Origin of the sequence: Streptococcus sp. HMSC077F03 (genome assembly GCF_001812375.1) — a bacterium.
In the GTDB taxonomy this organism is placed as follows: domain Bacteria; phylum Bacillota; class Bacilli; order Lactobacillales; family Streptococcaceae; genus Streptococcus; species Streptococcus oralis_S.
In genome coordinates, this window is sequence record NZ_KV808776.1 from 88,583 (window position 1) to 110,643 (window position 22,061).

Here is a 22,061-nt window from a genome sequence, read left to right on the forward strand (position 1 = left end):
TTCTTGTTAACTACAGTGGTTGATGATAAACTAATATTGAGAGGGGACCAGTTTGGTCCTCTCTTTTTGGTTATATTAAAAAATGTTATTCAATTTATGAGTTGTTTGCCTTTAAAATATGAAATGTAAAATAGGATTAAACTGAATGAGGAGAGGGTAATGAAGTTATTACATACGTCAGATTGGCATGTAGGTCGAACGCTCAATGGTTGGTCTTTGTTAGAAGAGCAGGAGTGGGCCTTTCAACAGATTGTGGATTTAGCTATTTCTGAACAGGTGGATGGGGTTATTATTGCTGGTGACCTCTATGACCGTGCGGTTCCACCTGTGGATGCAATCAAGCTTTTTAATAAGACTTTGGCACGTTTGGTCTTGGAGGAGCAGATTCCTGTCTATGCCATTAGTGGTAATCACGATGGGGCTGAACGCTTGCATTTTGGGCGAGACTTTTTTCAACCTCAGGGTCTTCATTTAAGCACACGTTTGGAGGAAGCTTTTGAACCTATTGAGTTGGAGGATTGCCAGATTTTCTTGCTGCCCTTTATCGACCCTATTGATGCTCGTATTTACTATAAGGACGATAAGGATAAGAGGATTCAGGAAATTGGAGATGCCTTGGCCTATATTCTTGAGGATATGGGAAAAGCTTTTGATCCTAACAAGTCCCATGTTTTAGTGACGCATTTTGCGGTTTCTAAAAAAGATGACAAGGACGGTAAAAGTCTACGGGAACTGATGTTTTCTGAAACGAGCAATACGGTGGGCGGTCTTACCAATGTGACCAGCGACCTTTTCAAGGCATTTGATTATGTGGCTTTGGGGCATATCCATACGCGCTTTGCCAGTCCGACAAAGTGCGTGCAATATTCAGGCAGTCCAGTCGCTTTTAATGTCAAAGAAGCTAAACGTAAGGAAGAAAAGGGTGTTTATATTGTTGAATTGGATGCGACTGGTAATTTGTCTCAGACCTTCCATTCTTTAGAGGTCAAACGGCCAATCGTGACCCTTCAGGAACCTTTTGAAATCTTGATGTCACCTGAATTTTATAAGGAACAGCCTTGTCAAAAGGTTTGGTTTGCCTTTGATATTCAATTATCCAGTCGTAAGGAGTTAGAGGGGATCAATGTGCGTGCCCGTCTGGAAGAAATTTATGGGACAGATATTGTAGAAATCACTTTCAGTCGATTGGGTGATGTCAGGGAAGAAAGTCTGACCGTTAATCAGCACTTAAAAGATTTGGAAATGCAGTCGCCACAGGAAATTGTTTCTGATTTCTACCAGACAGTGACTGGGGGCGATGTCTTGTCTGAGAGACAAAAGGCCCTTGTGGAAAGTATTTTTGAGGAGATTGGAAGGAGCCAACAATGAGACCAGTCCAGTTAGAATTGACCAATTTTGGACCTTATCGTAAGGAAGTTATCAATTTTACCCAGTTTGACCACGCTCCCCTCTTTTTGATTGGTGGGGACACAGGGGCTGGTAAGAGTACTCTCTTTGATGCTATGACAGTTGCCTTGTTTGCAACGACCAGTGGTGATCGCATTGTCGAGGAGATGAGGTCAACTTTTGCCGGTCCAGAGGATGACTTGACTAAGGTGACTTTCTACTTCCAGCAAGGCAATCATCTTTATCGGATTGAACGTGTTCCTAAGCAAAATAGGATTGCAAAGCGAGGTGGTGGTACGACTGAGGAAAAAGGGTCAGCTTCTCTAGTTATTGTGGATAAGATTGGTGGTCAAGAAATCGAAAAGCTCGGGGATAAAATCAAGGAAGTGAGTGATCAGATTGAGCAAATTTTGGGGCTCAATGCCGAGCAGTTCAAACAGATTATCCTTCTTCCGCAAAATGATTTCAGTCGTTTCTTGAAAGAAGATTCCAAGACCAAGACTCAAATTTTGAAAAAAATCTTTGGAACAGGTATTTTTGACCGCTTTCAAAAGAGCTTGGAGGAGATTCTTCGTCAGAGCAATAAGGATATGGAGAAGCGTCAGGCTGAGCTAGATGGTCATTTTGCCAGTCAGGTTTGGTCTGAGGAAGAATTAGCTATCTTGGCCCAAACACCAGCTTATGAAAAATTGGCACGTCTTGAAGAACTTTTGGCGCAACGGCAAGATAATCTTGAAGAGCAAAAAAGCATCTTAAAGGAAGCCCATGAGGATTTGGCTAAGCTGCAGAAGAGCTTGCAAACTGCACAAGATGTGGCAAAGATTTTCCAAGAATTGGATCTAGCCAAGGAGCGTTACCGTCTGGAAATTGAGGAAGGTGCTCAGGAACAGGCAGAAGCAAAAGCGCATCTGGAGGAATTGCAGTTTGCCCAAGGCTTGCAGGAAACCATTAGCAGTTTGAAGGAGTATCAGAAGCAGTTGTTTCAATTAGAACAAGACCTTGAAATCGCTCAAGAAGCACTAAGTGCTAAGCAGCAGGATTTTGAGGAAGTTAAGGTTCAAAAAGAGGCACTGGAAGCTCAGACTGAGGATTTTCATCAAAAAGAAGAGAAACTGAAAGCGTTAGAAGGGGCTATTAGCCATGCCCAGGATCTTGCCAAAGAGCAAGACAAATTCAAATGTTCACGTGCTAACTACAAGCAGTGGGAAAAAACCTATCAGCAGGCTTCGGAAAAGATTGAGCTCCTTAAACAGTCCTTGTTAGATTTGGAGACTAATCGTCTTAGTTCGGATAGTGTACATGAGGTCGAAAAACTCCTCCAGTCTGTGGAATACAGTGTGGATAAGCAACTGGCTCAGAACCTAAAAGATATAGTGGAATTGGATCAGGAGTTGGTAGATAACAAAAAACGATATCAAAGGTACTCTTTGGAGTTTGACCAAGCTCAAGAAAGCCTCAAAGAATTGGAAGAGAAGTTAAGAACGACTTTAGCTTCACGTCGTCAACTCATGATTGCCCAGTTGCAGGCAGAATTAGAGGATGGACAGCCATGTATGGTCTGTGGTTCCTTGGATCATCCTAAGGTTGATGGGACACAGGCTGATGAAATGACCTTGAAGGGTATCATGGATTCGGTTGAGGCACTTCAAGATCAAAAAGAAGATCAAGTTGCTACCTTGTCAAAGCTTCAGGCTACATTGAGAGAAGTTGAATCTAATCGTAAAAAATCGCTTAACAGGTTGGCTGAATTAAAGTCAACTCTTCAAAAAAACTATCAAGAACTCGAAGACCAAGTTAAGGGACAATTTGATTTTGATTTTTCAGAGGACTATGAAGCATACCGTGGACAAGCCCTACTTCTGAAGGTTAAAAAGTATTATCAAGAGTTACAAAAACGTTATGATAAAGAAGAGACAGATTATGTACGATATAAAGCTAAGTTAGCCAAAGCTCAGGAAGAAGAGGTAGATTTTTCTAAAAACTATCAAGAGGCCAAGGCTGCATTTAACCAAAATAAGGAGCGCCTAAAAGACTTGCAGGAAGCTCATCCAGAGCTTGAATCTGTTGAGGTTTATCAAGAACGTATTTCCCTAGCTAAGCAAGAGTTGGACTTCTACAATAAGAAAGTCAAGGAAAATGGTGAGGCCTACAACCAACTTTATGCCGAAATTCAAGGAGTCAAGGGGCAACTTAAGAGCTTGAACAAGTCTAAAGAAAAGACCAGCCAAGAAATGAAGCGTTTATCGGCTGAATTAGACCAAAGTCTTAAGGCTGAAGGGGCCCTCACCAATGACCAAAATCAAATCCAGAGTTGGTTGCATGAGGTGAACAATCAAGCTATTCTTGAGCTCCAGGCTCAATTGACAAGCTACCAAACTCTTAAACAAGAGTTGCAGATCCAGATTAGCAATAGCCAAGAGCTTCTCCAAAATCAAGAACAACCAGATCTCGATAGTCTAGCGCAAGCAGTAGAGGCTTGTCAGGAAAGTTATAATCAGCAGCATGCTCAGGTTTCTGTATTAGAGAAGGGGCTTGAGGATGCGACGGCTACCTACCAGGTGGCTAAGACCCTTCAAGACAGCAACCAGGAGGCCTTTAAGGCTCATCAAGAGCTCAGTGATTTGGTCAAGGTGGTTAAGGGAGAAAATACAGCTCTAACTGGGCGACTCAATCTTGAAGTTTATGTTATCCGTCAGTATTTCCAACAAATCTTGGATTATGCCAATGCCAACTACATCGGTCTCTTAACGGATAATCGCTATTCCTTTGTCCTGAGTGAAGAAGGACGTAGGGCGCGTGATCACTTTGGTTTGGACATCAACGTCTATGACCAGTTGACAGGTAGCGAGCGTTCCGTCAAATCCTTGTCTGGAGGAGAAACCTTTATCGCCGCACTTGCTATTGCCCTATCCCTCTCAGAGGTGGTGCAAAATACCAGCAAGGGTGCTGTTGTTGAAGCCCTCTTCATTGACGAAGGTTTCGGATCATTGGATAAGGAAGCCCTCACCAAGGCTATCACGGTCCTAGAACAAATTGGTGAAAATCGCATGGTCGGTGTCATCAGTCATGTGGATGACATGAAGGAAGGGATCGCTCAACAATTAGTTATCATCAAGTCACACGATGGTAGTAGCTATATTAAGGTTATGCAGAAAGATTAGAATAAGTTAAATTTAGAAATTAAAGACAGTCTAACTATGTATTGATATGTTCTAAGAATACTGACTAATTCTATTAGTTAACTATGCTAGAAGACTAATTAATTATTCTTCACACTATATTGGACTTAGGGGTAAATGTTACTGCAATAAAAAGTTGACTTTGGTCAGCTTTTTTGTTTTTGCTTCTAGTTTCCAACTAGTTGAAAAAGCGTTATAATGATAGTAAAGAGTGACCTGATTGTAAGAAAGGTTGATATGCTCGAAGCCTGAAATCAGTAGAGTAATTCACGGGTTTAAATAGTAAATCAGTTGACAAAGTCTCTGCTTCTTGGTAGAATAAGAACTGTCGTAAAGACAAATAACTTCTTCTTGGTTATAGGCATGCCAACCTGTCACTCGGATGAAGCCAAATAAAAAGGAGAAACATCATGGCAATCTCAAAAGAGAAAAAAAATGAAATCATCGCACAATATGCACGTCACGAAGGTGATACAGGTTCAGTAGAGGTTCAAGTTGCTGTCCTTACTTGGGAAATCAACCACCTTAACGAACACATCAAACAACACAAAAAAGACCACGCTACTTACCGTGGATTGATGAAGAAAATCGGTCGCCGTCGTAACTTGCTTGCATACTTGCGTAAAAACGACGTTAACCGTTACCGTGAGTTAATCAACTCTCTAGGACTTCGTCGTTAATCTTGCGTCTAAAACGTTTCTATACTTCGTTGCCTTCGCCTCGATGTACCATCAGTACAATCTTCGGCTTGTCGCCTAGTCTATAAACGTTTTATCCAGCAAGAATAAAGCTCTCTGATTTCAGAGGGCTTTTTATGTTGTCACCTTATCTCGATATACTCAAGTATAATCTTCGGTTCCTAGCACTGTAAGATAAAATAAACCAGAATGATCTCCTTTCGGGGAGATTTTATCTTTTTTGCCAAGTGGTTAGGCCGTGTTCAATTAAGCATATCATGATAATGAAGCTACTCCATTGGGTAGCTTTTTTACTTTTGTCACCCTACCTCAATATACTCAAGTATTATCTTCGGTTACGGTCATTAGCACTGTAAGCTAAAATAAACCAGATTTTCTCCCTTCGGGGAGATTTTTTGTTTCACTAGGATTATAGCCCGAGCTCAAATCAGCTCTCTGACTTCAGAGGGCTTTTTCTATATATGTCTCTATCCTTGTTCATCTAATAGAAATATGGTATACTTTTCATGAGAATTTTCTAAATTTTTAAGATTCTATCAAAGGAGGTTTTCATGCTTTCCAAATTTTCTGGAAGCCGACAAGATTTGCAATTTGTGTTGTTTTTGGTTATTTTGCTAAGCGTTTTAGGAATTTCTCTCTTTCTAGCTGTTTCTATGGGGTCTGTTGCGATTGATCTAGGAGATACCTATCGGATCATTTTGAGCAGATTGGGATTTCCTCTTGAGATAGGAGAGGTTTCCAAGTCCACTCTTGCCATTGTATGGAACATGAGATTCCCCCGAGTATTGTTAGGTCTGATAGTAGGGGCTGGTCTTTCCATGTGTGGTAGCGTGATGCAGTCTACAGTGAACAATCCCATCGCAGAGCCTTATGTCTTAGGAATTTCTGCGGGTGCAACTCTAGGGGCAACTTTGAGCATCATTCTTGGTTTAAAATTGGTGATTAGCCTTGGAGCTTTCCTTGGAGCTATTTTGGCAACAATTGCTGTCCTCATCATTGCCTCTATGCAGGGAAGGATGACGACTTCTAGTCTGATCTTATCAGGAACGGTGGTCAATGCTCTCTTTCTGGCCTTTTCCAACTTTATTATCTCAGTTGGCGCTAATGCGGACAGTGTGATGACCATTAAGTTTTGGACCATGGGATCGCTTGCCGGGACTACCTGGGCAGACTTGGTTCTGCCAACTATAGTAGTAGGAATGGCCTTTCTATTTTTCGCTACTCAGTATCGTGTTTTTAATGCGATGATGATGGGAGATGAGGCTGCTTTAACTTTGGGAATTCCCTTACGCTTCTATTGGTATCTTTATGTGACCATGGTGGCTGTGCTGACAGCTGTCTTGGTGGCAACTTGTGGGATTATTGGATTTGTTGGTCTAATTACTCCTCACTTAGCTCGAGGGTTAGTGGGAACGAATTACAGGAGACTTTTTCCTGTTGCGACCTTGCTGGGTGCCCTCTTTGTCATCTGGGCAGATGTACTCTCCCGTATCATCATTCCAAACGCTGAGTTGCCGATTGGTATTTTCACAGCCTTAGTAGGTGCTCCCTTCTTCATCTACATTGTTGGAGGTAGGCGAAGGGAGGTGAGGGCCTGATATGGACTTGATTTGTCAGGATGTCCACTTTGGACTAGGAGAGAAAAAAATCCTCAAAGGAGTTTCTCTTAAGGTTGAGAGGCATCAATTTCACACGATACTAGGACCAAATGGAAGTGGGAAAACCAGCCTGCTTAAACTCCTTTATCGTCAGGAAAAGGCGGACAAAGGCTTGATAAGCCTAGATGGAAAGCCGCTGGAGCATTGGTCACTCAAAGAAACAGCCAAGCAAATGGCAGTTGTAACTCAGTTTAATCAATTGCAGTTTGATTGTACAGTTGAGGAAATCGTCTTGCTGGGAAGAACTCCCCACCTCTCTTTTTTACAGAAGGAAAAGGAAAGAGATTATGCCCTCGTTCAAGATGCTCTCGTCAAGGTGGATATGCTCGAGAAGAAAACTCGTCTCTATTCGTCTCTGTCAGGGGGGGAGAAACAACGAGTCTTATTAGCCCGCGCCTTGGCGCAAGAACCGACTCTCTTGCTCCTGGACGAACCAACCAATCACCTGGATATCAAGTACCAGTTAGACTTGTTGGCCATTGTGAAGAATCTCAAGGTCAATGTTTTAGCTGTCCTACATGATATTCAACTTGCTTGTCGCTATTCGGATTATCTCTATCTGATGAAAGAGGGAGAAATCCTTTACCAAGGGACTCCAAAGGAGACCATCACCCCTGAGTCATTGCAAATTGTATACGGAGTTCAAAGTCAGGTTACTTGGACCGAGGATCAGCAAGCTATGATTCACTATTTATAAGAATGAAAAGGAAAACAAGATGAAAAAAACACTAAGCATTTTACTCGTAACAGTAGCTACCCTAACTATGGCAGCTTGTGGCAATACTACTACAGAAAAAACTACCACACAGTCTAGCGCAGAAACAAGTCAAAAGGCCAGCACAGAGACGACTTATCCGTTAACGGTCAAGACCTATGATGCTAAGGGAAATGAAGTCGAACAAGTCTTTGACAAGGCACCTGAAAAAGTTATCACCAACAATCTTTCAACCACTGAAATCTTGTTGGAGTTAGGCTTGAAGGATAAAATTGCTGGCATGCTCAACCCTGACAATGCTGTGACGGACAAATACAAGGACGCGATTGCGACGATTCCTCAAATTGGCGATAAAAAAACAGTCTCTCAAGAGACAGTCCTTTCTTATGAACCAGATGCTGTGATGGGTCGAAACATGATGTTTTCTGAAAAATCCTTGGGGACAGTTAGCACTTGGAATGAAAACAAAATCCCAGTCTATACGCAAAAAGCTTCTCTCTCAACAATTCAGCAAGATTTGGGAAATATTGTAGAAGATGTCAAAAATCTTGGAATGATTTTCAATGTTCAGGACAAGGCCAATGAATACGCAGCCCAATTACAAGCTAAAATTGACGCTGTTAAGAAAGCAAATCCAACAAGCCAAGGTGAAAAGAAAAAGGCTTTGATTATGGTTGCTTATAATGACGAAACCTTTGGTGCATACAAATCTGCTTTGCAAGAAAGCTTGTTGAATCAACTTGGTTATACAAATGTTGCAACGGGAACATCAGGCTTAACCTTGGAAAATCTCGTGTCTATGGATCCTGAGTTGATTATCTATGTAACTAGTGACCGTAATAAAAAATTGGATGCCAACGCAGTAGAGTTGATGAAGGCAAATGAAGTTTTGGAAAATGTTCCTGCAATTAAGAATCAAAAAATCATGACCATTTCTTACGATGAGTTGATGGACTATGGTCCAGCAGTGATTGATTCCCTTGAGAAAATCAATGACTTTATCAATAAATAATGAGTTTGATTGGGAAGGGATCCAAGTCAAGGTCAGCCTTCCTTCGACCTATGATCCCAATCAAACCTATCCAGCTATTCTCCTGAATGATGGAAACTTGAATTTTCTATCTTCCCTTTCAGAATCTGTGATTTTAGTGGGCTTGACCTCTAAAAATCGCCTAGACGACTACACTCCATGGAAGGCATCTGCTCTGAAAGATGGGGCTCCAGATTTTGGCGGTCAGGCAAAGGTCTATCATGATCATTTATTTGGAGATCTTTTAGACAGGTTGCAGTCGCTTTATCGCCTGGACAAAAATCGCCTTGCCTATGGAGGGTATTCACTAGGTGGTTTGGTGGCTGTATACAGTCTTTTCCATTTTGACAAGGTCTCCTGTGTCTTCTCTATCTGTGGTTCCTTTTGGTATCCTGATTTTGTGACTTATTGCAAGGAAGAAAAGGTGAGAAATTTGGACTGTTTACTATATTTACAGAATGGTCAAACAGAAGGAGCCCATCATACCAATCGCTTGGGTCAAGCACCAGCCTATGCTGAGCAGATCCATACCAGTCTTCAGAAACGTTATCTGACTGGTCAGTTTGTTTTTGATCCTTATGGGCACCATGAGCAAGTTGCTGAGCGATTTCTAGCCTTTTCCAACTGGTTGTCCCAAAAATGGAAAATCGAATAAAAGAAATATCCCTTGGCAAAAGCCAAGGGATAATTGTATTTTTTAACCAAGAGCCTCTCTCTTCTTATCTGGATTCCAGATAAAGCTTGCGATGAAGGTAAAGATAATCGTTAGGATACCAACAACCACAGCAAGGATGAGGGCTGGGATTCGGACAAACCACCAGAGCGGGTTTGGTTTTTTATCATTGTGCCATTGCTTGGTTTCTTCGTCTAAACGTTGGAATTCAGCTTGGATGCGGTCTGCAACCATTTCAATCCCTTCATCATTCATTTTCTTGATGTCTGAGATATCGATAGGATTTCCAAAGTTCATATCCACACGTTCACGGCTAACCAAACCTTTCAAGGTCATGGGACCTGTGTAGGTAACCGGCATGATACTGACTTTGGCCATCTTGGCAATCAGGGCTACGCCACCCTTGACATCGTTTGAGTGACGGCTCCCACTTGGAAACATGATGAGAGAGCGGTCGCTTTTTTTGAGGACGTTGATAGGGTACTTGATGGCAGAGGCATTAGGTTTTTCTCGGTCGATAGGAAAGGCGCCACACATACGGATCCACCAGCCAAAGATACGGTTGTTAAACAGCTCTTTTTTGGCCATAAAGATGAACTGTTTTGGCTTGGTCGCAAAGGCCATGTAAACAGGATCCCACCAGGTACGGTGAGGTGCGACGAGGATATAGTTTTCGTCCCGGCTAGGGATTTTATCAGTATTGTGATAGTGGGCATTGCCATTGATGGACCACAAGATCAGCATGACTAGTCCACGCAAATAAGTATAAAACATGAGATCTCCTTCGATTGTATTGCTTTTATTATTATACCTTATCAAAAGACTGCTGGCAAACTTTTTCAGTTATCATCCAACAGTTTTAGATGGGATTAGAATTCTTTTAAAAAAAATGATATGATAGAGTTTATGGATAAAAATAAGATAATGGGATTAACCCAAAGAGAAGTCAAAGAAAGACAGGCTCAAGGTTTGGTCAATGACTTTACCGCGTCGGCCAGTACCAGTACTTGGCAAATCTTCAAACGAAATGTTTTTACACTTTTTAACGCATTAAACTTTGTTATTGCTCTAGCGCTGGCCTTTGTGCAGGCTTGGAGCAATCTGGTTTTCTTTGCCGTTATCTGCTTTAACGCTTTTTCTGGGATTGTGACTGAGCTACGGGCCAAACACATGGTGGACAAGCTCAATCTCATGACCAAGGAAAAGGTCAAAACCATTCGTGATGGTCAAGAAGTTGCTCTCGATCCAGAAGAATTGGTCCTAGGAGATGTCATTCGTTTGTCTGCGGGGGAGCAGATTCCTAGTGATGCTCTGGTTCTGGAAGGATTTGCAGAAGTCAATGAAGCTATGTTGACGGGTGAGAGTGATTTGGTGCAAAAGGAAGTGGATGCCTTGCTTTTATCAGGGAGTTTCCTAGCCAGTGGCGCAGTTTTGGCTCAAGTCCACCATGTCGGGGCAGACAACTATGCTTCCAAACTCATGCTGGAAGCTAAGACAGTGAAACCGATCAACTCCCGTATCATGAAATCGCTAGACAAGCTAGCTGGTTTTACTGGGAAGATTATCATTCCCTTTGGTCTAGCTCTCCTGCTAGAAGCCTTGATGTTAAAAGGCTTGCCCCTCAAGTCATCCGTTGTAAATTCGTCAACAGCCCTTTTGGGTATGTTGCCCAAGGGAATCGCCCTTTTGACCATAACTTCGCTCTTGACTGCGGTGATCAAGCTGGGCTTGAAAAAGGTCTTAGTGCAGGAGATGTACTCTGTTGAGACCTTGGCGCGCGTGGATATGCTTTGTCTGGACAAAACGGGGACCATCACCCAAGGAAAGATGCAGGTGGAGGCTGTTCTTCCTCTGATGGAAACTTATGGTGATGAGGCTATTGCCAGCATTTTGACTAGCTATATCGCTCATAGTGAGGATAAAAATCCAACAGCTCAAGCCATTCGCCAGCGTTTCCAAGGACAGGTTGCCTATCCTGCGATCTCGAATCTTCCTTTCTCAAGCGACCGCAAGTGGGGAGCTATGGAATTAGAAGGGCTAGGAACGGTTTTCTTAGGGGCGCCTGAGATGTTGTTGGACTCTGAAGTCCCAGAAGCCAGAGAGGCTTTAGAGAGAGGTTCACGTGTCTTGGTCTTGGCCCTCAGTCAGGAAAAACTAGATCATCACAAACCACAGAAACCGTCTGACATTCAAGCCCTTGCCTTGCTGGAAATCTTGGACCCGATTCGAGAAGGAGCAGCTGAGACGCTGGATTATCTCCGTTCTCAGGAAGTGGGCCTCAAGATTATCTCTGGCGACAATCCAGTTACGGTTTCCAGCATTGCCCAGAAAGCTGGTTTTGCAGACTATCACAGCTATGTAGATTGTTCAAAAATCACGGATGAGGAATTGATTGCCATGGCTGAAGAGACAGCTATTTTCGGTCGTGTTTCCCCTCATCAAAAGAAACTCATCATCCAAACTCTGAAAAAAGCAGGGCATACAACGGCAATGACAGGGGATGGTGTCAATGATATCCTAGCTCTCCGCGAAGCAGATTGTTCTATCGTTATGGCTGAAGGAGATCCTGCGACTCGTCAGATTGCTAATCTGGTTCTCTTGAACTCAGACTTTAATGATGTTCCTGAGATTCTCTTTGAAGGTCGTCGCGTGGTCAATAACATCGCCCATATCGCACCGATTTTCTTGATTAAGACCATCTATTCCTTCTTGCTTGCAGTCATCTGTATTGCCAGCGTTTTACTAGGACGGTCTGAGTGGATTTTGATTTTCCCTTTCATTCCAATCCAGATTACCATGATTGACCAATTCGTGGAAGGTTTCCCGCCATTCGTTCTGACTTTTGAGAGAAATATCAAGCCTGTTGAACCAAACTTCCTCAGAAAATCCATGCTTCGTGCCCTACCAAGTGCTCTTATGGTCGTCTTCAGCGTTCTTTTTGTGAAAATATTTGGAAGTAGTCAAGGTTGGTCTGAGATAGAAATCTCAACCCTACTCTATTATCTACTTGGATCAATTGGTTTCTTATCCGTATTTAGAGCCTGCATGCCATTTACCCTCTGGCGTGTCCTCTTGATTGTTTGGTCGGTAGGTGGTTTCCTAGCTACAGCTCTTTTCCCAAAGATCCAAAAGTTGCTTGAAATTTCGACCTTAACAGGACAAACATTACCTGTCTATGGGGCCATGATGTTGGTCTTTACCGTGATTTTCATTCTAACTAGTCGTTACCAATCCAGAAAATAAAGAAAGACTGCAATCTGTGGATTGCGGTCTTTTTAGGTGCAAGATTGCTAGCTGATACTCAATGAAAATCAAAGAGCAAACTAGGAAACTAGCCGCAGGCTGTACTTGAGTACGGCAAGGCGACGTTGACGCGGTTTGAATTTGATTTTTGAAGAGTATGAAATGTGGTATAATAAGAGGTAACAGAGTTTTGGAAAGTGAGAGAAGATGATTTCAAAGAGATTAGAATTGGTAGCTTCCTTTGTGCCACAAGGGGCTGTTTTACTAGATGTGGGGAGTGACCATGCTTATCTGCCAATCGAGTTAGTTGAGAGAGGCCAAATCAAAAGCGCCATTGCAGGTGAGGTGGTGGAAGGTCCCTACAAGTCAGCGGTTAAAAATGTTGAAAGTCACAATCTAAAAGAGAGAATTCAAGTCCGTTTAGCCAATGGCTTGGCAGCCTTTGAAGAGGCTGACCAAGTATCGGTTATCACCATTGCTGGTATGGGTGGCCGTTTGATTGCTACCATATTGAAAGAAGGTTTGGAAAAGCTAGCTAATGTAGAGCGTTTAATCCTCCAGCCCAATAATCGTGAAGACGACTTGCGCATTTGGTTGCAAGCCAATGGTTTTCAGATTGTGGCAGAAAGCATTCTAGAAGAAGCAGGCAAATTCTACGAGATTTTGGTGGTGGAATCAGGACAAATGAAGCTATCAGCAAGTGATGTCCGCTTTGGTCCCTTCTTATCCAAAGAAGTCAGCCCAGTTTTTGTCCAAAAATGGCAAAAAGAAGCGGTTAAGCTAGAGTTCGCCCTCGAACAAATCCCAGAAAAAAATCTGGAGGAACGTCAAGTTTTAGTAGATAAAATTCAAGCCATCAAGGAGGTGCTTTCATGCTAGCAAGTGAAGTAATACAAGCTTATGAAGCCTTTTGCCCTCAGGAATTTTCAATGGAGGGTGACAGTCGTGGCCTGCAAATTGGCACTTTGGATAAGGATATCCAAAGTGTCATGGTAGCTCTCGATATTCGTGAAGAAACGGTGGCTGAAGCCATTGAAAAGGGTGTGGATTTGATTATCGTTAAGCACGCGCCAATTTTCCGTCCTATCAAGGATCTGATAGCCAGCCGTCCGCAAAATCAGATTTACATCGACCTGATCAAGCATGACATTGCCGTTTATGTCAGTCATACTAATATCGATATTGTAGAGAATGGTCTCAATGACTGGTTCTGCCAGATGCTAGGCATTGAGGAGACGACTTATCTCCAGGAAACAGGCCCAGAACGTGGGATTGGGCGTATTGGTGACATTCAACCACAGACTTTTGGAGCATTTGCTCAGTATGTCAAGCAAGTCTTTGGTCTTGATAGTCTTCGAATGGTGCATTATCAAGAGAGTGATTTGAAGAAGCCTATTTCAAGAGTGGCCATCTGTGGTGGCAGTGGGCAGTCTTTCTACTCTGATGCTTTAGCAAAGGGGGCAGATGTTTATATCACTGGCGATATCTACTATCACACAGCTCAGGATATGCTGTCTGATGGCCTGTTAGCGCTGGACCCAGGTCACTATATCGAAGTGCTTTTTGTGGAAAAAATCGCTGCACTTCTTACTCAATGGAAGGAAGAGAAGGGCTGGACAATCGATATTGTACCTAGTCAAGCATCGACCAATCCTTTCCACCATATCTAGTTAGAAGGTGAAGACAATGAAAAAAGTTGCCATTATTGGAGCAGGAATTGTGGGGGCAACAGCTGCCTACTACCTCTCTAAAGAAGCTGACCTAGAGGTGACCGTTTTTGACCATGGACAGGGGCAAGCAACCAAGGCTGCAGCAGGAATTATCAGTCCTTGGTTTTCCAAACGCCGTAATAAAGCCTGGTACAAGATGGCGCGCTTGGGGGCTGACTTTTATGTGGATTTGTTGGCTGATTTAGAAAAGTCAGGACAGGAGATCGACTTTTACCAGCGTTCGGGAGTTTTCCTCTTGAAAAAGGACGAATCCAAGCTAGAAGAACTTTATGAACTAGCCCTTCAACGTAGGGAAGAATCTCCCTTGATAGGTCAATTAGCCATTCTAGACCAAGCGTCTGCAAATGAATTATTCCCTGGCTTGCAGGGATTTGACCGCCTGCTCTATGCTTCTGGTGGAGCGAGAGTAGATGGCCAGCTCTTAGTGAATCGTTTGCTAGAAGCTAGTCAAGTCAAGCTGGTCAAAGAAAAAGTGAGTTTGACACCTTTAGCATCAGGTTACCAGATTGATGAAGAGGTGTTTGATCAGGTTATTCTAGCAACGGGAGCTTGGTTGGGAGACATTTTGGAACCTTTAGGATATGAGGTAGATGTTCGCCCCCAAAAGGGACAACTACGAGATTATCAACTTACCAAAGATATGAAATCTTACCCTGTGGTCATGCCAGAGGGGGAGTGGGATTTGATCCCTTTTGCAGGTGAGAAATTGTCCTTAGGCGCTACCCATGAAAATGATATGGGATATGACTTGACGGTAGATGAAACCTTGCTGCAACAAATGGAGGAGGCGGCCTTACCTCACTATCCAGCCTTGGCAGAAGCGAAATCATCAGCTGAGCGTGTGGGAATCCGTGCCTACACCAGTGATTTCTCCCCATTTTTTGGACAAGTGCCAGGCTTAGCAGGTGTCTATGCGGCTAGCGGTCTAGGTTCATCAGGTCTCACAACGGGTCCGATCATCGGGTATCATCTAGCTCAACTGGTCCAAGACAAGGAGTTGACCTTGGCCCCTGAAAATTATCCCATTGCAAACTATGTCAAACGAGTAAAAAGCGAATAAGTATTTTACTGAAATTTTAGCAGGTAGTTTAGGATGTCAAATGACATTCCCTATCAAAAATGATAAAATAAGAAAAAATAATCCGAGAATCGAGGAAAAAAGATGCAAGAAAAGATTTTGGTAACTGGTGGTGCTGGATTTATCGGAACCCATACGGTTATTGAGTTGATCCAAGCAGGTCATCAAGTCGTTGTGGTGGATAATCTTGTCAATAGCAATCGTAAAAGTTTAGAAGTTGTTGAGAGAATTACAGGAGTTGAGATCCCTTTCTATGAGGCAGATATCCGTGACACAGATACCCTCAGAGATATTTTCAAGCAGGAAGAACCGACTGGTGTGATTCACTTTGCTGGTTTGAAGGCTGTTGGCGAATCAACCCGTATCCCTCTTGCCTACTATGACAACAATATCGCTGGAACTGTCAGCCTTCTAAAAGCTATGGAAGAAAATAACTGTAAGAACATCATCTTCAGTTCTTCTGCGACAGTTTACGGAGATCCTCACACTGTTCCAATCTTAGAAGATTTCCCACTTTCAGTGACCAATCCATACGGTCGTACCAAGCTCATGTTAGAGGAAATTTTGACGGATATCTACAAGGCAGACTCAGAATGGAATGTGGTCTTGCTACGTTACTTTAACCCAATCGGAGCACATGAGAGCGGTGACTTGGGAGAAAATCCTAACGGAATTCCAAACAATCTCTTGCCTTATGTTTCACAAGTAGCAGTGGGCAAACTAGAACAAGTACAAGTGTTTGGAGATGATTACGATACAGAAGATGGAACCGGGGTTCGTGACTATATCCATGTCGTAGACCTGGCTAAAGGTCACGTTGCAGCTCTACAAAAGATCCAAAAAGGTTCAGGCCTTAACATCTACAACCTTGGAACAGGTAAAGGCTATTCAGTTCTTGAAATTATTCAAAACATGGAAAAAGCGGTGGGACGTCCCATTCCTTACCGCATCGTAGAACGCCGCCCAGGTGATATCGCTGCCTGCTACTCAGACCCTGCAAAAGCCAAAGCTGAACTGGGCTGGGAAGCAGAACTCAGCATCACCCAAATGTGTGAAGACGCATGGCGTTGGCAAAGCAAGCATCCAAATGGATTTGAAGACTAAGATGATGATTTCAATCATTGTCCCATGTTTAAACGAAGAGGAAGTACTTCCTCTTTTTTATCAGTCTGTTGAAGCACTACTTCCAGAATTGGGAGCAGAAATCGAGTATGTCTTTGTGGATGACGGGTCTAGCGATGGAACCTTAGACTTGCTAAAGGCCTATCGGATGCAAAATCCTGCGGTACATTACATTTCTTTCTCGCGAAATTTTGGGAAAGAAGCAGCTCTGTATGCAGGCTTGCAGCATGCAACTGGAGACTTGGTGGTCGTGATGGATGCAGATCTTCAGGATCCTCCTAGTATGCTACTTGAGATGAAAGCCTTACTAGACCAAAATGCAGATATAGACTGTGTTGGGACACGGAGAACTAGTCGGGAGGGAGAACCCTTTTTCCGTAGTTTCTGTGCTGACCTCTTTTACCGCCTCATGCAAAAAATTAGCCCAGTGGCTCTACCCTCAGGTGTCCGTGATTTTCGCATGATGAGAAGGTCTGTGGTAGATGCTATTTTAACCCTGACTGAGTCCAATCGTTTTTCTAAAGGACTCTTTGCCTGGGTGGGTTTTAAAACGCACTATCTTGATTATCCAAACGTTGAACGACAGGCTGGCAAGACCAGTTGGAGTTTTAGACAACTCTTTTTCTACTCGATTGAAGGAATTCTTAACTTTTCAGATTTTCCCTTGAGTATAGCCTTTGTAGCGGGACTCCTATCTTGTTTTCTTTCGTTTGTGATGACTGTTTTTGTAGTGTTTCGGACTCTTATCTTAGGAAATCCCACATCTGGTTGGACCTCTTTGATGGCTGTCATTCTCTTTCTTGGAGGGATTCAACTCCTGACGATTGGGATTCTCGGCAAGTATATCAGTAAGATCTATCTAGAGACCAAAAAAAGACCACTCTATCTCGTCAAAGAAAAAAGTGACCTTTCTAATATTGAAGGAAAAAAATAACCAAAAAAGACTATAATTTTACCTAGAAATATGCTAAACTAGTAGATGTGGGAAAAATGAGAAAAAATCAATTATATTTATTCCCTGCTTCCTACGATGAATCTTTTAGAAGTGCACGTGTAGGACAATTTTTGATGGCCTCCAGAACGTCGCTGGTCTCAGCGATTTCTCTTTGCAATTCAACTGGATCATCGTAAAATCGAACGATTCCATTATCATGGTAATCAAAGAGTTCAGAATAGGTTTGGCAAAGCCCGCAGGCGATGCACCGTTCGGGTATAAGTGTGACTTTCATATTTATATTGTAATAAGAAAATGTAAAAAAAACAAGGAGTAAGGTATGGAAAAAGAACCGTGGCAAGAAGATATTTACGAAAACAATGAGGAAGAAACAAGATCAGAGCGTCGACACCGGAAACAAAAAGGGAAAGGCGTTGTTGCGAATCGTGTCTTGACGGTTCTAGCTAGCCTCTTCTTTGTAATCGTTGTAGCAATGGTAGTTGTATTGATTTACCTATCAACCGGAGGAAGCAATCGTACTTCATCTTTGAAGGACTTCTATGATGTATCGTCTCCTTCTACAAGTTCAAGTTCTAAAGTGGAAGCATCATCATCTTCAAGTAGCAAGGTAGAGGAAACATCTTCTTCTGAATCAACACCTTCAGAAAGCAGTTCGGAAGAACATGCAGAGGGTGAAGGAACACTTACAGTACAGCCTGGAGAGGGAGAGGCAGCTCTTGCTCAGCGTGCAGGGATTTCCATTGCCCAGCTAGAATCCCTAAATCCTTCTCATATGTCATCTGGATCTTGGTTTGCCAACCCAGGTGATGTGATTAAGACAAGATAGGAGTCGGTCATGAAGACAATTCAAATTGCTATCGATGGTCCAGCTTCGAGTGGCAAGAGTACGGTTGCAAAGATTGTCGCTAAAGATTTTGGTTACACTTATCTCGATACGGGTGCTATGTACCGTGCTGCGACTTATATAGCGCTCAAACACCAGTTGAATGCAGGAAATGTAGACCAACTTCTCGAGCTTCTTAACCAACACCCCATTAGTTTTGGTCGTTCAGAAACAGGTGAGCAACTTGTTTTTGTAGGAGATGTTGATATTACCCATCCGATTCGTGAAAATGAAGTGACCAACAAGGTTTCAAGCATTGCTGCCATTCCTGAGGTGCGTCAGAAACTGGTTTCGCTCCAGCAAGAGATTGCTCAGCAAGGTGGTATCGTCATGGATGGGCGTGATATCGGGACAGTTGTTTTACCAAAAGCTGAACTCAAGATTTTCCTAGTGGCTTCTGTTGAAGAAAGAGCAGAGCGTCGTTACAAGGAAAATATTGCTAAAGGGATTGAGACTGACTTGAAAACGTTGAAAGAAGAGATTGCTGCGCGTGACTACAAGGATAGTCATCGTGAAACCTCTCCTCTCAGACAGGCTGAGGATGCAGTTTATCTTGACACAACTGGACTAAGTATCCAAGAAGTGGTCGAAAAAATCGAATCAGAAGCAAAAAAATATATGTCCTAGGGACGAGAGGAGCAGGCTAAATGAAGCCTGCTCCTTTTCTCTCTTTTGCGCGCGTTTCAAAACAGCCTTTTTGGGAGAATTTTGATAAAATAGTAGTATCAATAAAAAGGACGGAAGCATGACAAAGAAAATCATAGCCATTTGGGCCCAAGATGAAAAAGGTGTGATTGGGAAAGAAAATCGTCTCCCTTGGCATTTGCCAGCAGAGTTGCAACATTTTAAGGAAACAACTTTAAATCATGCTATACTGATGGGACGAATGACCTTTGATGGAATGGGACGTCGTCTGCTTCCAAAACGGCAAACCCTGATTTTAACGCGCAATAGCGAAGAAGTCATAGATGGGGCGCTCGTATTTCAAAGTGTGGAGTCTGTTTTAGCGTGGTATCAGAGTCAGGAAAAAAATCTCTATATCATTGGCGGAAAACAGATTTTTCAGGCTTTTGAGCCATATTTAGATGAAATCATCGTGACACAGATTCATGCTCAGGTGGAGGGAGATACCTATTTCCCTGAGGAGTTTGACTTGTCTCGTTTTGAGACAGTAGCAAGCAAATCTTACACCCGAGATGAGAAAAACGACTATGATTTTACCATCGAATACCGAGATAGAAAGGAAGTCTAATGGAGCGCAGTATATTTGGATTTTTTACAGCTTTTTTGTGTGTGATCTGTATTTTGACTGGAGCACAGGCTTTTCGTAAGAAGCGCTATGGACTGTCTGCCTTACTCTGGTTGAATGCTTTTACCAATCTGGTCAACAGTGTCCACGCTTTTTATATGACCTTATTTTAGATAGAATGATAAATTAGAATGGAAGGAAATCATGCCTACAAATAGGAAAAATGATATGATGGTTTATTGCTCATTTTGTGGCAAGAGCCAAGAAGAAGTAAAGAAAATAATCGCTGGGAACAACGCCTTTATCTGTAATGAATGTGTGGAGTTGGCCCAGGAAATCATTCGGGAGGAGTTGGCCGAGGAAGTTTTGGCAGACTTGTCTGAAGTACCAAAACCAATTGAACTCCTCAATATCCTAAACCACTATGTGATTGGTCAGGATCGTGCCAAACGTGCCTTGGCAGTGGCTGTATACAATCACTATAAACGCATCAATTTCCACGATACGCGTGAAGAGTCAGAAGATGTGGATTTGCAGAAGTCAAATATCCTGATGATTGGCCCAACTGGTTCAGGGAAAACTTTCTTGGCTCAGACTTTGGCAAAGAGCTTGAACGTGCCTTTCGCTATTGCAGATGCAACAGCTCTGACTGAGGCTGGGTATGTGGGTGAGGATGTGGAAAATATCCTCCTCAAACTCTTGCAGGCTGCTGACTTTAACATCGAACGTGCAGAGCGTGGGATTATCTACGTGGATGAAATTGACAAGATTGCCAAGAAGAGCGAGAATGTGTCTATCACACGTGATGTTTCGGGTGAAGGTGTGCAACAAGCCCTTCTCAAGATTATCGAGGGAACTGTCGCTAGCGTACCGCCTCAAGGAGGACGCAAACATCCACAACAAGAGATGATTCAGGTGGATACTAAAAATATCCTCTTTATCGTAGGTGGTGCTTTTGATGGCATCGAAGAAATCGTTAAACAACGTCTGGGAGAAAAAGTTATCGGTTTTGGCCAAAATAACAAGGCGATTGACGAAAACAGCTCCTACATGCAGGAAATCATCGCTGAAGATATTCAAAAGTTCGGTATTATTCCTGAGTTGATTGGACGCTTGCCTGTCTTTGCGGCTCTTGAGCAATTGACAGTTGATGACTTGGTTCGTATCTTGAAAGAGCCAAGAAATGCCTTGGTCAAACAATATCAAACCTTGCTTTCTTATGATGATGTCGAGTTGGAATTTGATGATGAAGCCCTTCAGGAAATCGCCAATAAGGCTATCGAACGCAAAACTGGTGCGCGTGGTCTTCGCTCCATCATCGAAGAAACCATGCTAGATGTTATGTTTGAAGTACCAAGTCAGGAAAATGTGAAATTGGTCCGCATCACGAAAGAAGCTGTCGATGGAACGGAAAAACCAATCCTAGAAACAGCCTAGAGGTGACTATGGAAATCAATACACACAATGCTGAAATCTTGCTCAGTGCGGCCAATAAATCCCACTATCCGCAGGATGACCTGCCAGAGATTGCCCTTGCAGGGCGTTCAAATGTTGGGAAGTCTAGTTTTATCAACACCATGCTCAACCGCAAGAATCTCGCTCGTACATCTGGGAAACCTGGTAAAACCCAGTTGCTCAACTTCTTTAATATTGATGACAAGATGCGTTTTGTGGATGTACCGGGGTATGGATACGCCCGAGTTTCCAAAAAGGAACGTGAAAAGTGGGGGCGCATGATTGAGGAGTACCTAACGACTCGGGAAAATCTCCGTGCAGTTGTTAGTTTGGTGGATCTCCGCCACGACCCGTCAGCAGATGATGTGCAGATGTACGAATTTCTCAAGTATTATGAGATTCCGGTTATCATCGTTGCGACCAAGGCGGACAAGATTCCTCGTGGTAAGTGGAACAAGCACGAATCAGCAATTAAAAAGAAATTAAACTTTGACCCAAGTGACGACTTCATCCTCTTTTCATCTGTCAGCAAGGCAGGGATGGATCAGGCTTGGGATGCAATATTAGAAAAATTGTGAGGGAAAGAAATGGCAAAAACAATTCATACAGACAAAGCTCCAAAAGCAATCGGACCATATGTTCAAGGGAAAATCGTTGGCAATCTTTTGTTTGCTAGCGGTCAAGTTCCCCTATCTCCTGAAACTGGAGAAATTGTAGGAAAAACAATCCAAGAACAGACAGAACAAGTCTTGAAAAATATCGGTGCTATTTTGGCAGAAGCAGGAACAGACTTTGACCATGTTGTTAAAACAACTTGCTTCTTGAGCGATATGAATGACTTTGTTCCTTTTAACGAGGTTTACCAGACTGCCTTTAAAGAGGAGTTCCCAGCTCGTTCAGCTGTAGAGGTTGCACGTCTTCCTCGTGATGTAAAAGTCGAAATTGAAGTGATCGCAGAGATTGGATAAGCTAGTTGAAGTTTGGCTCTGCCAAACTTTTTTTGATAT

The 22,061-nt window shown here is 42.8% G+C and carries 20 protein-coding genes and 1 pseudogene; 19 read left to right on the plus strand and 2 right to left on the minus strand.

Annotated features, from left to right (window positions below; all coding sequences use genetic code 11):
- Positions 1-159 precede the first annotated feature (159 nt).
- The 7 genes from HMPREF2853_RS04415 (at position 160) to HMPREF2853_RS04445 (ending at position 9,321) form a co-directional block, all read left to right on the plus strand.
- Positions 160-1,368: an exonuclease SbcCD subunit D gene (locus HMPREF2853_RS04415; protein ID WP_070535022.1), complete on the plus strand. Its 1,209-nt coding sequence runs from the start codon at positions 160-162 to the stop codon at positions 1,366-1,368.
- Positions 1,365-4,547, plus strand: a complete 3,183-nt coding sequence (locus tag HMPREF2853_RS04420; protein ID WP_070535024.1) for an SbcC/MukB-like Walker B domain-containing protein — start codon at positions 1,365-1,367, stop codon at positions 4,545-4,547. Before HMPREF2853_RS04415 ends, HMPREF2853_RS04420 begins: the two co-directional genes overlap by 4 nt.
- Positions 4,548-4,975: 428 nt before the next feature.
- Complete coding sequence (rpsO, locus tag HMPREF2853_RS04425; RefSeq protein ID WP_001018251.1) at positions 4,976-5,245, plus strand: 30S ribosomal protein S15; 270 nt, start codon at positions 4,976-4,978, stop codon at positions 5,243-5,245.
- A gap of 569 nt (positions 5,246-5,814) precedes the next feature.
- On the plus strand, positions 5,815-6,861 hold the full coding sequence (locus tag HMPREF2853_RS04430; RefSeq protein ID WP_000949303.1) for a FecCD family ABC transporter permease: 1,047 nt from the start codon (positions 5,815-5,817) through the stop codon (positions 6,859-6,861).
- A gap of 1 nt (position 6,862) precedes the next feature.
- Complete coding sequence (locus tag HMPREF2853_RS04435; protein WP_070535026.1) at positions 6,863-7,618, plus strand: ABC transporter ATP-binding protein; 756 nt, start codon at positions 6,863-6,865, stop codon at positions 7,616-7,618.
- A gap of 19 nt (positions 7,619-7,637) precedes the next feature.
- Entirely contained in the window at positions 7,638-8,648 is a 1,011-nt protein-coding gene (locus HMPREF2853_RS04440) for an ABC transporter substrate-binding protein (RefSeq protein WP_070535027.1), read from the plus strand.
- Positions 8,629-9,321, plus strand: a complete 693-nt coding sequence (locus tag HMPREF2853_RS04445) for an alpha/beta hydrolase (RefSeq protein WP_070535029.1) — start codon at positions 8,629-8,631, stop codon at positions 9,319-9,321. Before HMPREF2853_RS04440 ends, HMPREF2853_RS04445 begins: the two co-directional genes overlap by 20 nt.
- 42 nt (positions 9,322-9,363) lie before the next feature.
- On the opposite strand, the gene HMPREF2853_RS04450 is transcribed toward HMPREF2853_RS04445, so the two are convergent.
- Complete coding sequence (locus HMPREF2853_RS04450) at positions 9,364-10,113, minus strand: lysophospholipid acyltransferase family protein (protein WP_070535031.1); 750 nt, start codon at positions 10,111-10,113, stop codon at positions 9,364-9,366.
- Between the two features lie 132 nt (positions 10,114-10,245).
- Here HMPREF2853_RS04450 and HMPREF2853_RS04455 point away from each other — a divergent pair, with 132 nt between their 5' ends.
- The 6 genes and pseudogenes from HMPREF2853_RS04455 to HMPREF2853_RS04480 all read left to right on the plus strand — a co-directional run bounded on the left by HMPREF2853_RS04455 (position 10,246) and on the right by HMPREF2853_RS04480 (position 17,462).
- Positions 10,246-12,582, plus strand: coding sequence for a cation-translocating P-type ATPase (locus HMPREF2853_RS04455; protein WP_070535033.1), 2,337 nt, complete (start codon positions 10,246-10,248; stop codon positions 12,580-12,582).
- A 207-nt stretch (positions 12,583-12,789) separates the two neighbouring features.
- Positions 12,790-13,461, plus strand: a complete 672-nt coding sequence (locus HMPREF2853_RS04460) for a tRNA (adenine(22)-N(1))-methyltransferase (RefSeq protein WP_000624078.1) — start codon at positions 12,790-12,792, stop codon at positions 13,459-13,461.
- Positions 13,455-14,252: a Nif3-like dinuclear metal center hexameric protein gene (locus tag HMPREF2853_RS04465; RefSeq protein WP_000881165.1), complete on the plus strand. Its 798-nt coding sequence runs from the start codon at positions 13,455-13,457 to the stop codon at positions 14,250-14,252. The genes HMPREF2853_RS04460 and HMPREF2853_RS04465 overlap by 7 nt, the downstream gene beginning before the upstream one ends.
- 16 nt (positions 14,253-14,268) lie before the next feature.
- Positions 14,269-15,372, plus strand: a complete 1,104-nt coding sequence (locus tag HMPREF2853_RS04470) for an NAD(P)/FAD-dependent oxidoreductase (RefSeq protein ID WP_000754624.1) — start codon at positions 14,269-14,271, stop codon at positions 15,370-15,372.
- 102 nt (positions 15,373-15,474) lie between these two features.
- On the plus strand, positions 15,475-16,494 hold the full coding sequence (gene galE, locus HMPREF2853_RS04475) for a UDP-glucose 4-epimerase GalE (RefSeq protein ID WP_070535035.1): 1,020 nt from the start codon (positions 15,475-15,477) through the stop codon (positions 16,492-16,494).
- Position 16,495: 1 nt separating this feature from the next.
- Positions 16,496-17,462, plus strand: a pseudogene (locus tag HMPREF2853_RS04480) (glycosyltransferase family 2 protein).
- Positions 17,463-17,537: 75 nt separating this feature from the next.
- On the opposite strand, the gene HMPREF2853_RS09720 reads toward HMPREF2853_RS04480, so the two are convergent.
- Positions 17,538-17,741 (minus strand): ferredoxin, encoded by a 204-nt coding sequence (locus HMPREF2853_RS09720; RefSeq protein WP_162283489.1) that lies wholly within the window; start codon positions 17,739-17,741, stop codon positions 17,538-17,540.
- 45 nt (positions 17,742-17,786) lie between these two features.
- Between HMPREF2853_RS09720 and HMPREF2853_RS04485 the strand changes: the two genes are divergently transcribed.
- From HMPREF2853_RS04485 to HMPREF2853_RS04515, 6 genes are all read left to right on the plus strand, one after another.
- Positions 17,787-18,293 (plus strand): SAG1386/EF1546 family surface-associated protein, encoded by a 507-nt coding sequence (locus HMPREF2853_RS04485; RefSeq protein ID WP_070535039.1) that lies wholly within the window; start codon positions 17,787-17,789, stop codon positions 18,291-18,293.
- A gap of 9 nt (positions 18,294-18,302) precedes the next feature.
- Positions 18,303-18,977: a (d)CMP kinase gene (gene cmk / locus HMPREF2853_RS04490; RefSeq protein ID WP_070535041.1), complete on the plus strand. Its 675-nt coding sequence runs from the start codon at positions 18,303-18,305 to the stop codon at positions 18,975-18,977.
- A 118-nt stretch (positions 18,978-19,095) separates the two neighbouring features.
- Positions 19,096-19,602: a dihydrofolate reductase gene (locus HMPREF2853_RS04495; RefSeq protein WP_070535043.1), complete on the plus strand. Its 507-nt coding sequence runs from the start codon at positions 19,096-19,098 to the stop codon at positions 19,600-19,602.
- A 201-nt stretch (positions 19,603-19,803) separates the two neighbouring features.
- Positions 19,804-21,036 (plus strand): ATP-dependent Clp protease ATP-binding subunit ClpX, encoded by a 1,233-nt coding sequence (gene clpX / locus HMPREF2853_RS04505; RefSeq protein WP_002874765.1) that lies wholly within the window; start codon positions 19,804-19,806, stop codon positions 21,034-21,036.
- An 8-nt stretch (positions 21,037-21,044) separates the two neighbouring features.
- Positions 21,045-21,632, plus strand: a complete 588-nt coding sequence (yihA, locus tag HMPREF2853_RS04510) for a ribosome biogenesis GTP-binding protein YihA/YsxC (RefSeq protein WP_000405196.1) — start codon at positions 21,045-21,047, stop codon at positions 21,630-21,632.
- 9 nt (positions 21,633-21,641) lie between these two features.
- Complete coding sequence (locus HMPREF2853_RS04515) at positions 21,642-22,022, plus strand: RidA family protein (RefSeq protein ID WP_001140428.1); 381 nt, start codon at positions 21,642-21,644, stop codon at positions 22,020-22,022.
- Positions 22,023-22,061 lie beyond the last annotated feature (39 nt).

Excerpts from the sequence above, each read along its gene's own strand:
- HMPREF2853_RS04515 (WP_001140428.1), top strand. The coding sequence starts at position 21,642 with ATGGCAAAAACAATTCATACAGACAAAGCTCCAAAAGCAATCGGACCA.
- cmk (WP_070535041.1), top strand. The coding sequence starts at position 18,303 with ATGAAGACAATTCAAATTGCTATCGATGGTCCAGCTTCGAGTGGCAAG.
- HMPREF2853_RS04415 (WP_070535022.1), top strand. The coding sequence starts at position 160 with ATGAAGTTATTACATACGTCAGATTGGCATGTAGGTCGAACGCTCAAT.
- rpsO (WP_001018251.1), top strand. The coding sequence starts at position 4,976 with ATGGCAATCTCAAAAGAGAAAAAAAATGAAATCATCGCACAATATGCA.
- HMPREF2853_RS04465 (WP_000881165.1), top strand. The coding sequence starts at position 13,455 with ATGCTAGCAAGTGAAGTAATACAAGCTTATGAAGCCTTTTGCCCTCAG.
- HMPREF2853_RS04460 (WP_000624078.1), top strand. The coding sequence starts at position 12,790 with ATGATTTCAAAGAGATTAGAATTGGTAGCTTCCTTTGTGCCACAAGGG.
- clpX (WP_002874765.1), top strand. The coding sequence starts at position 19,804 with ATGCCTACAAATAGGAAAAATGATATGATGGTTTATTGCTCATTTTGT.
- HMPREF2853_RS04450 (WP_070535031.1), bottom strand. The coding sequence starts at position 10,113 with ATGTTTTATACTTATTTGCGTGGACTAGTCATGCTGATCTTGTGGTCC.
- HMPREF2853_RS04420 (WP_070535024.1), top strand. The coding sequence starts at position 1,365 with ATGAGACCAGTCCAGTTAGAATTGACCAATTTTGGACCTTATCGTAAG.
- galE (WP_070535035.1), top strand. The coding sequence starts at position 15,475 with ATGCAAGAAAAGATTTTGGTAACTGGTGGTGCTGGATTTATCGGAACC.
- HMPREF2853_RS04435 (WP_070535026.1), top strand. The coding sequence starts at position 6,863 with ATGGACTTGATTTGTCAGGATGTCCACTTTGGACTAGGAGAGAAAAAA.
- HMPREF2853_RS04430 (WP_000949303.1), top strand. The coding sequence starts at position 5,815 with ATGCTTTCCAAATTTTCTGGAAGCCGACAAGATTTGCAATTTGTGTTG.
- HMPREF2853_RS04485 (WP_070535039.1), top strand. The coding sequence starts at position 17,787 with ATGGAAAAAGAACCGTGGCAAGAAGATATTTACGAAAACAATGAGGAA.
- HMPREF2853_RS04455 (WP_070535033.1), top strand. The coding sequence starts at position 10,246 with ATGGATAAAAATAAGATAATGGGATTAACCCAAAGAGAAGTCAAAGAA.
- HMPREF2853_RS09720 (WP_162283489.1), bottom strand. The coding sequence starts at position 17,741 with ATGAAAGTCACACTTATACCCGAACGGTGCATCGCCTGCGGGCTTTGC.
- HMPREF2853_RS04440 (WP_070535027.1), top strand. The coding sequence starts at position 7,638 with ATGAAAAAAACACTAAGCATTTTACTCGTAACAGTAGCTACCCTAACT.
- HMPREF2853_RS04445 (WP_070535029.1), top strand. The coding sequence starts at position 8,629 with ATGACTTTATCAATAAATAATGAGTTTGATTGGGAAGGGATCCAAGTC.
- HMPREF2853_RS04495 (WP_070535043.1), top strand. The coding sequence starts at position 19,096 with ATGACAAAGAAAATCATAGCCATTTGGGCCCAAGATGAAAAAGGTGTG.
- yihA (WP_000405196.1), top strand. The coding sequence starts at position 21,045 with ATGGAAATCAATACACACAATGCTGAAATCTTGCTCAGTGCGGCCAAT.
- HMPREF2853_RS04470 (WP_000754624.1), top strand. The coding sequence starts at position 14,269 with ATGAAAAAAGTTGCCATTATTGGAGCAGGAATTGTGGGGGCAACAGCT.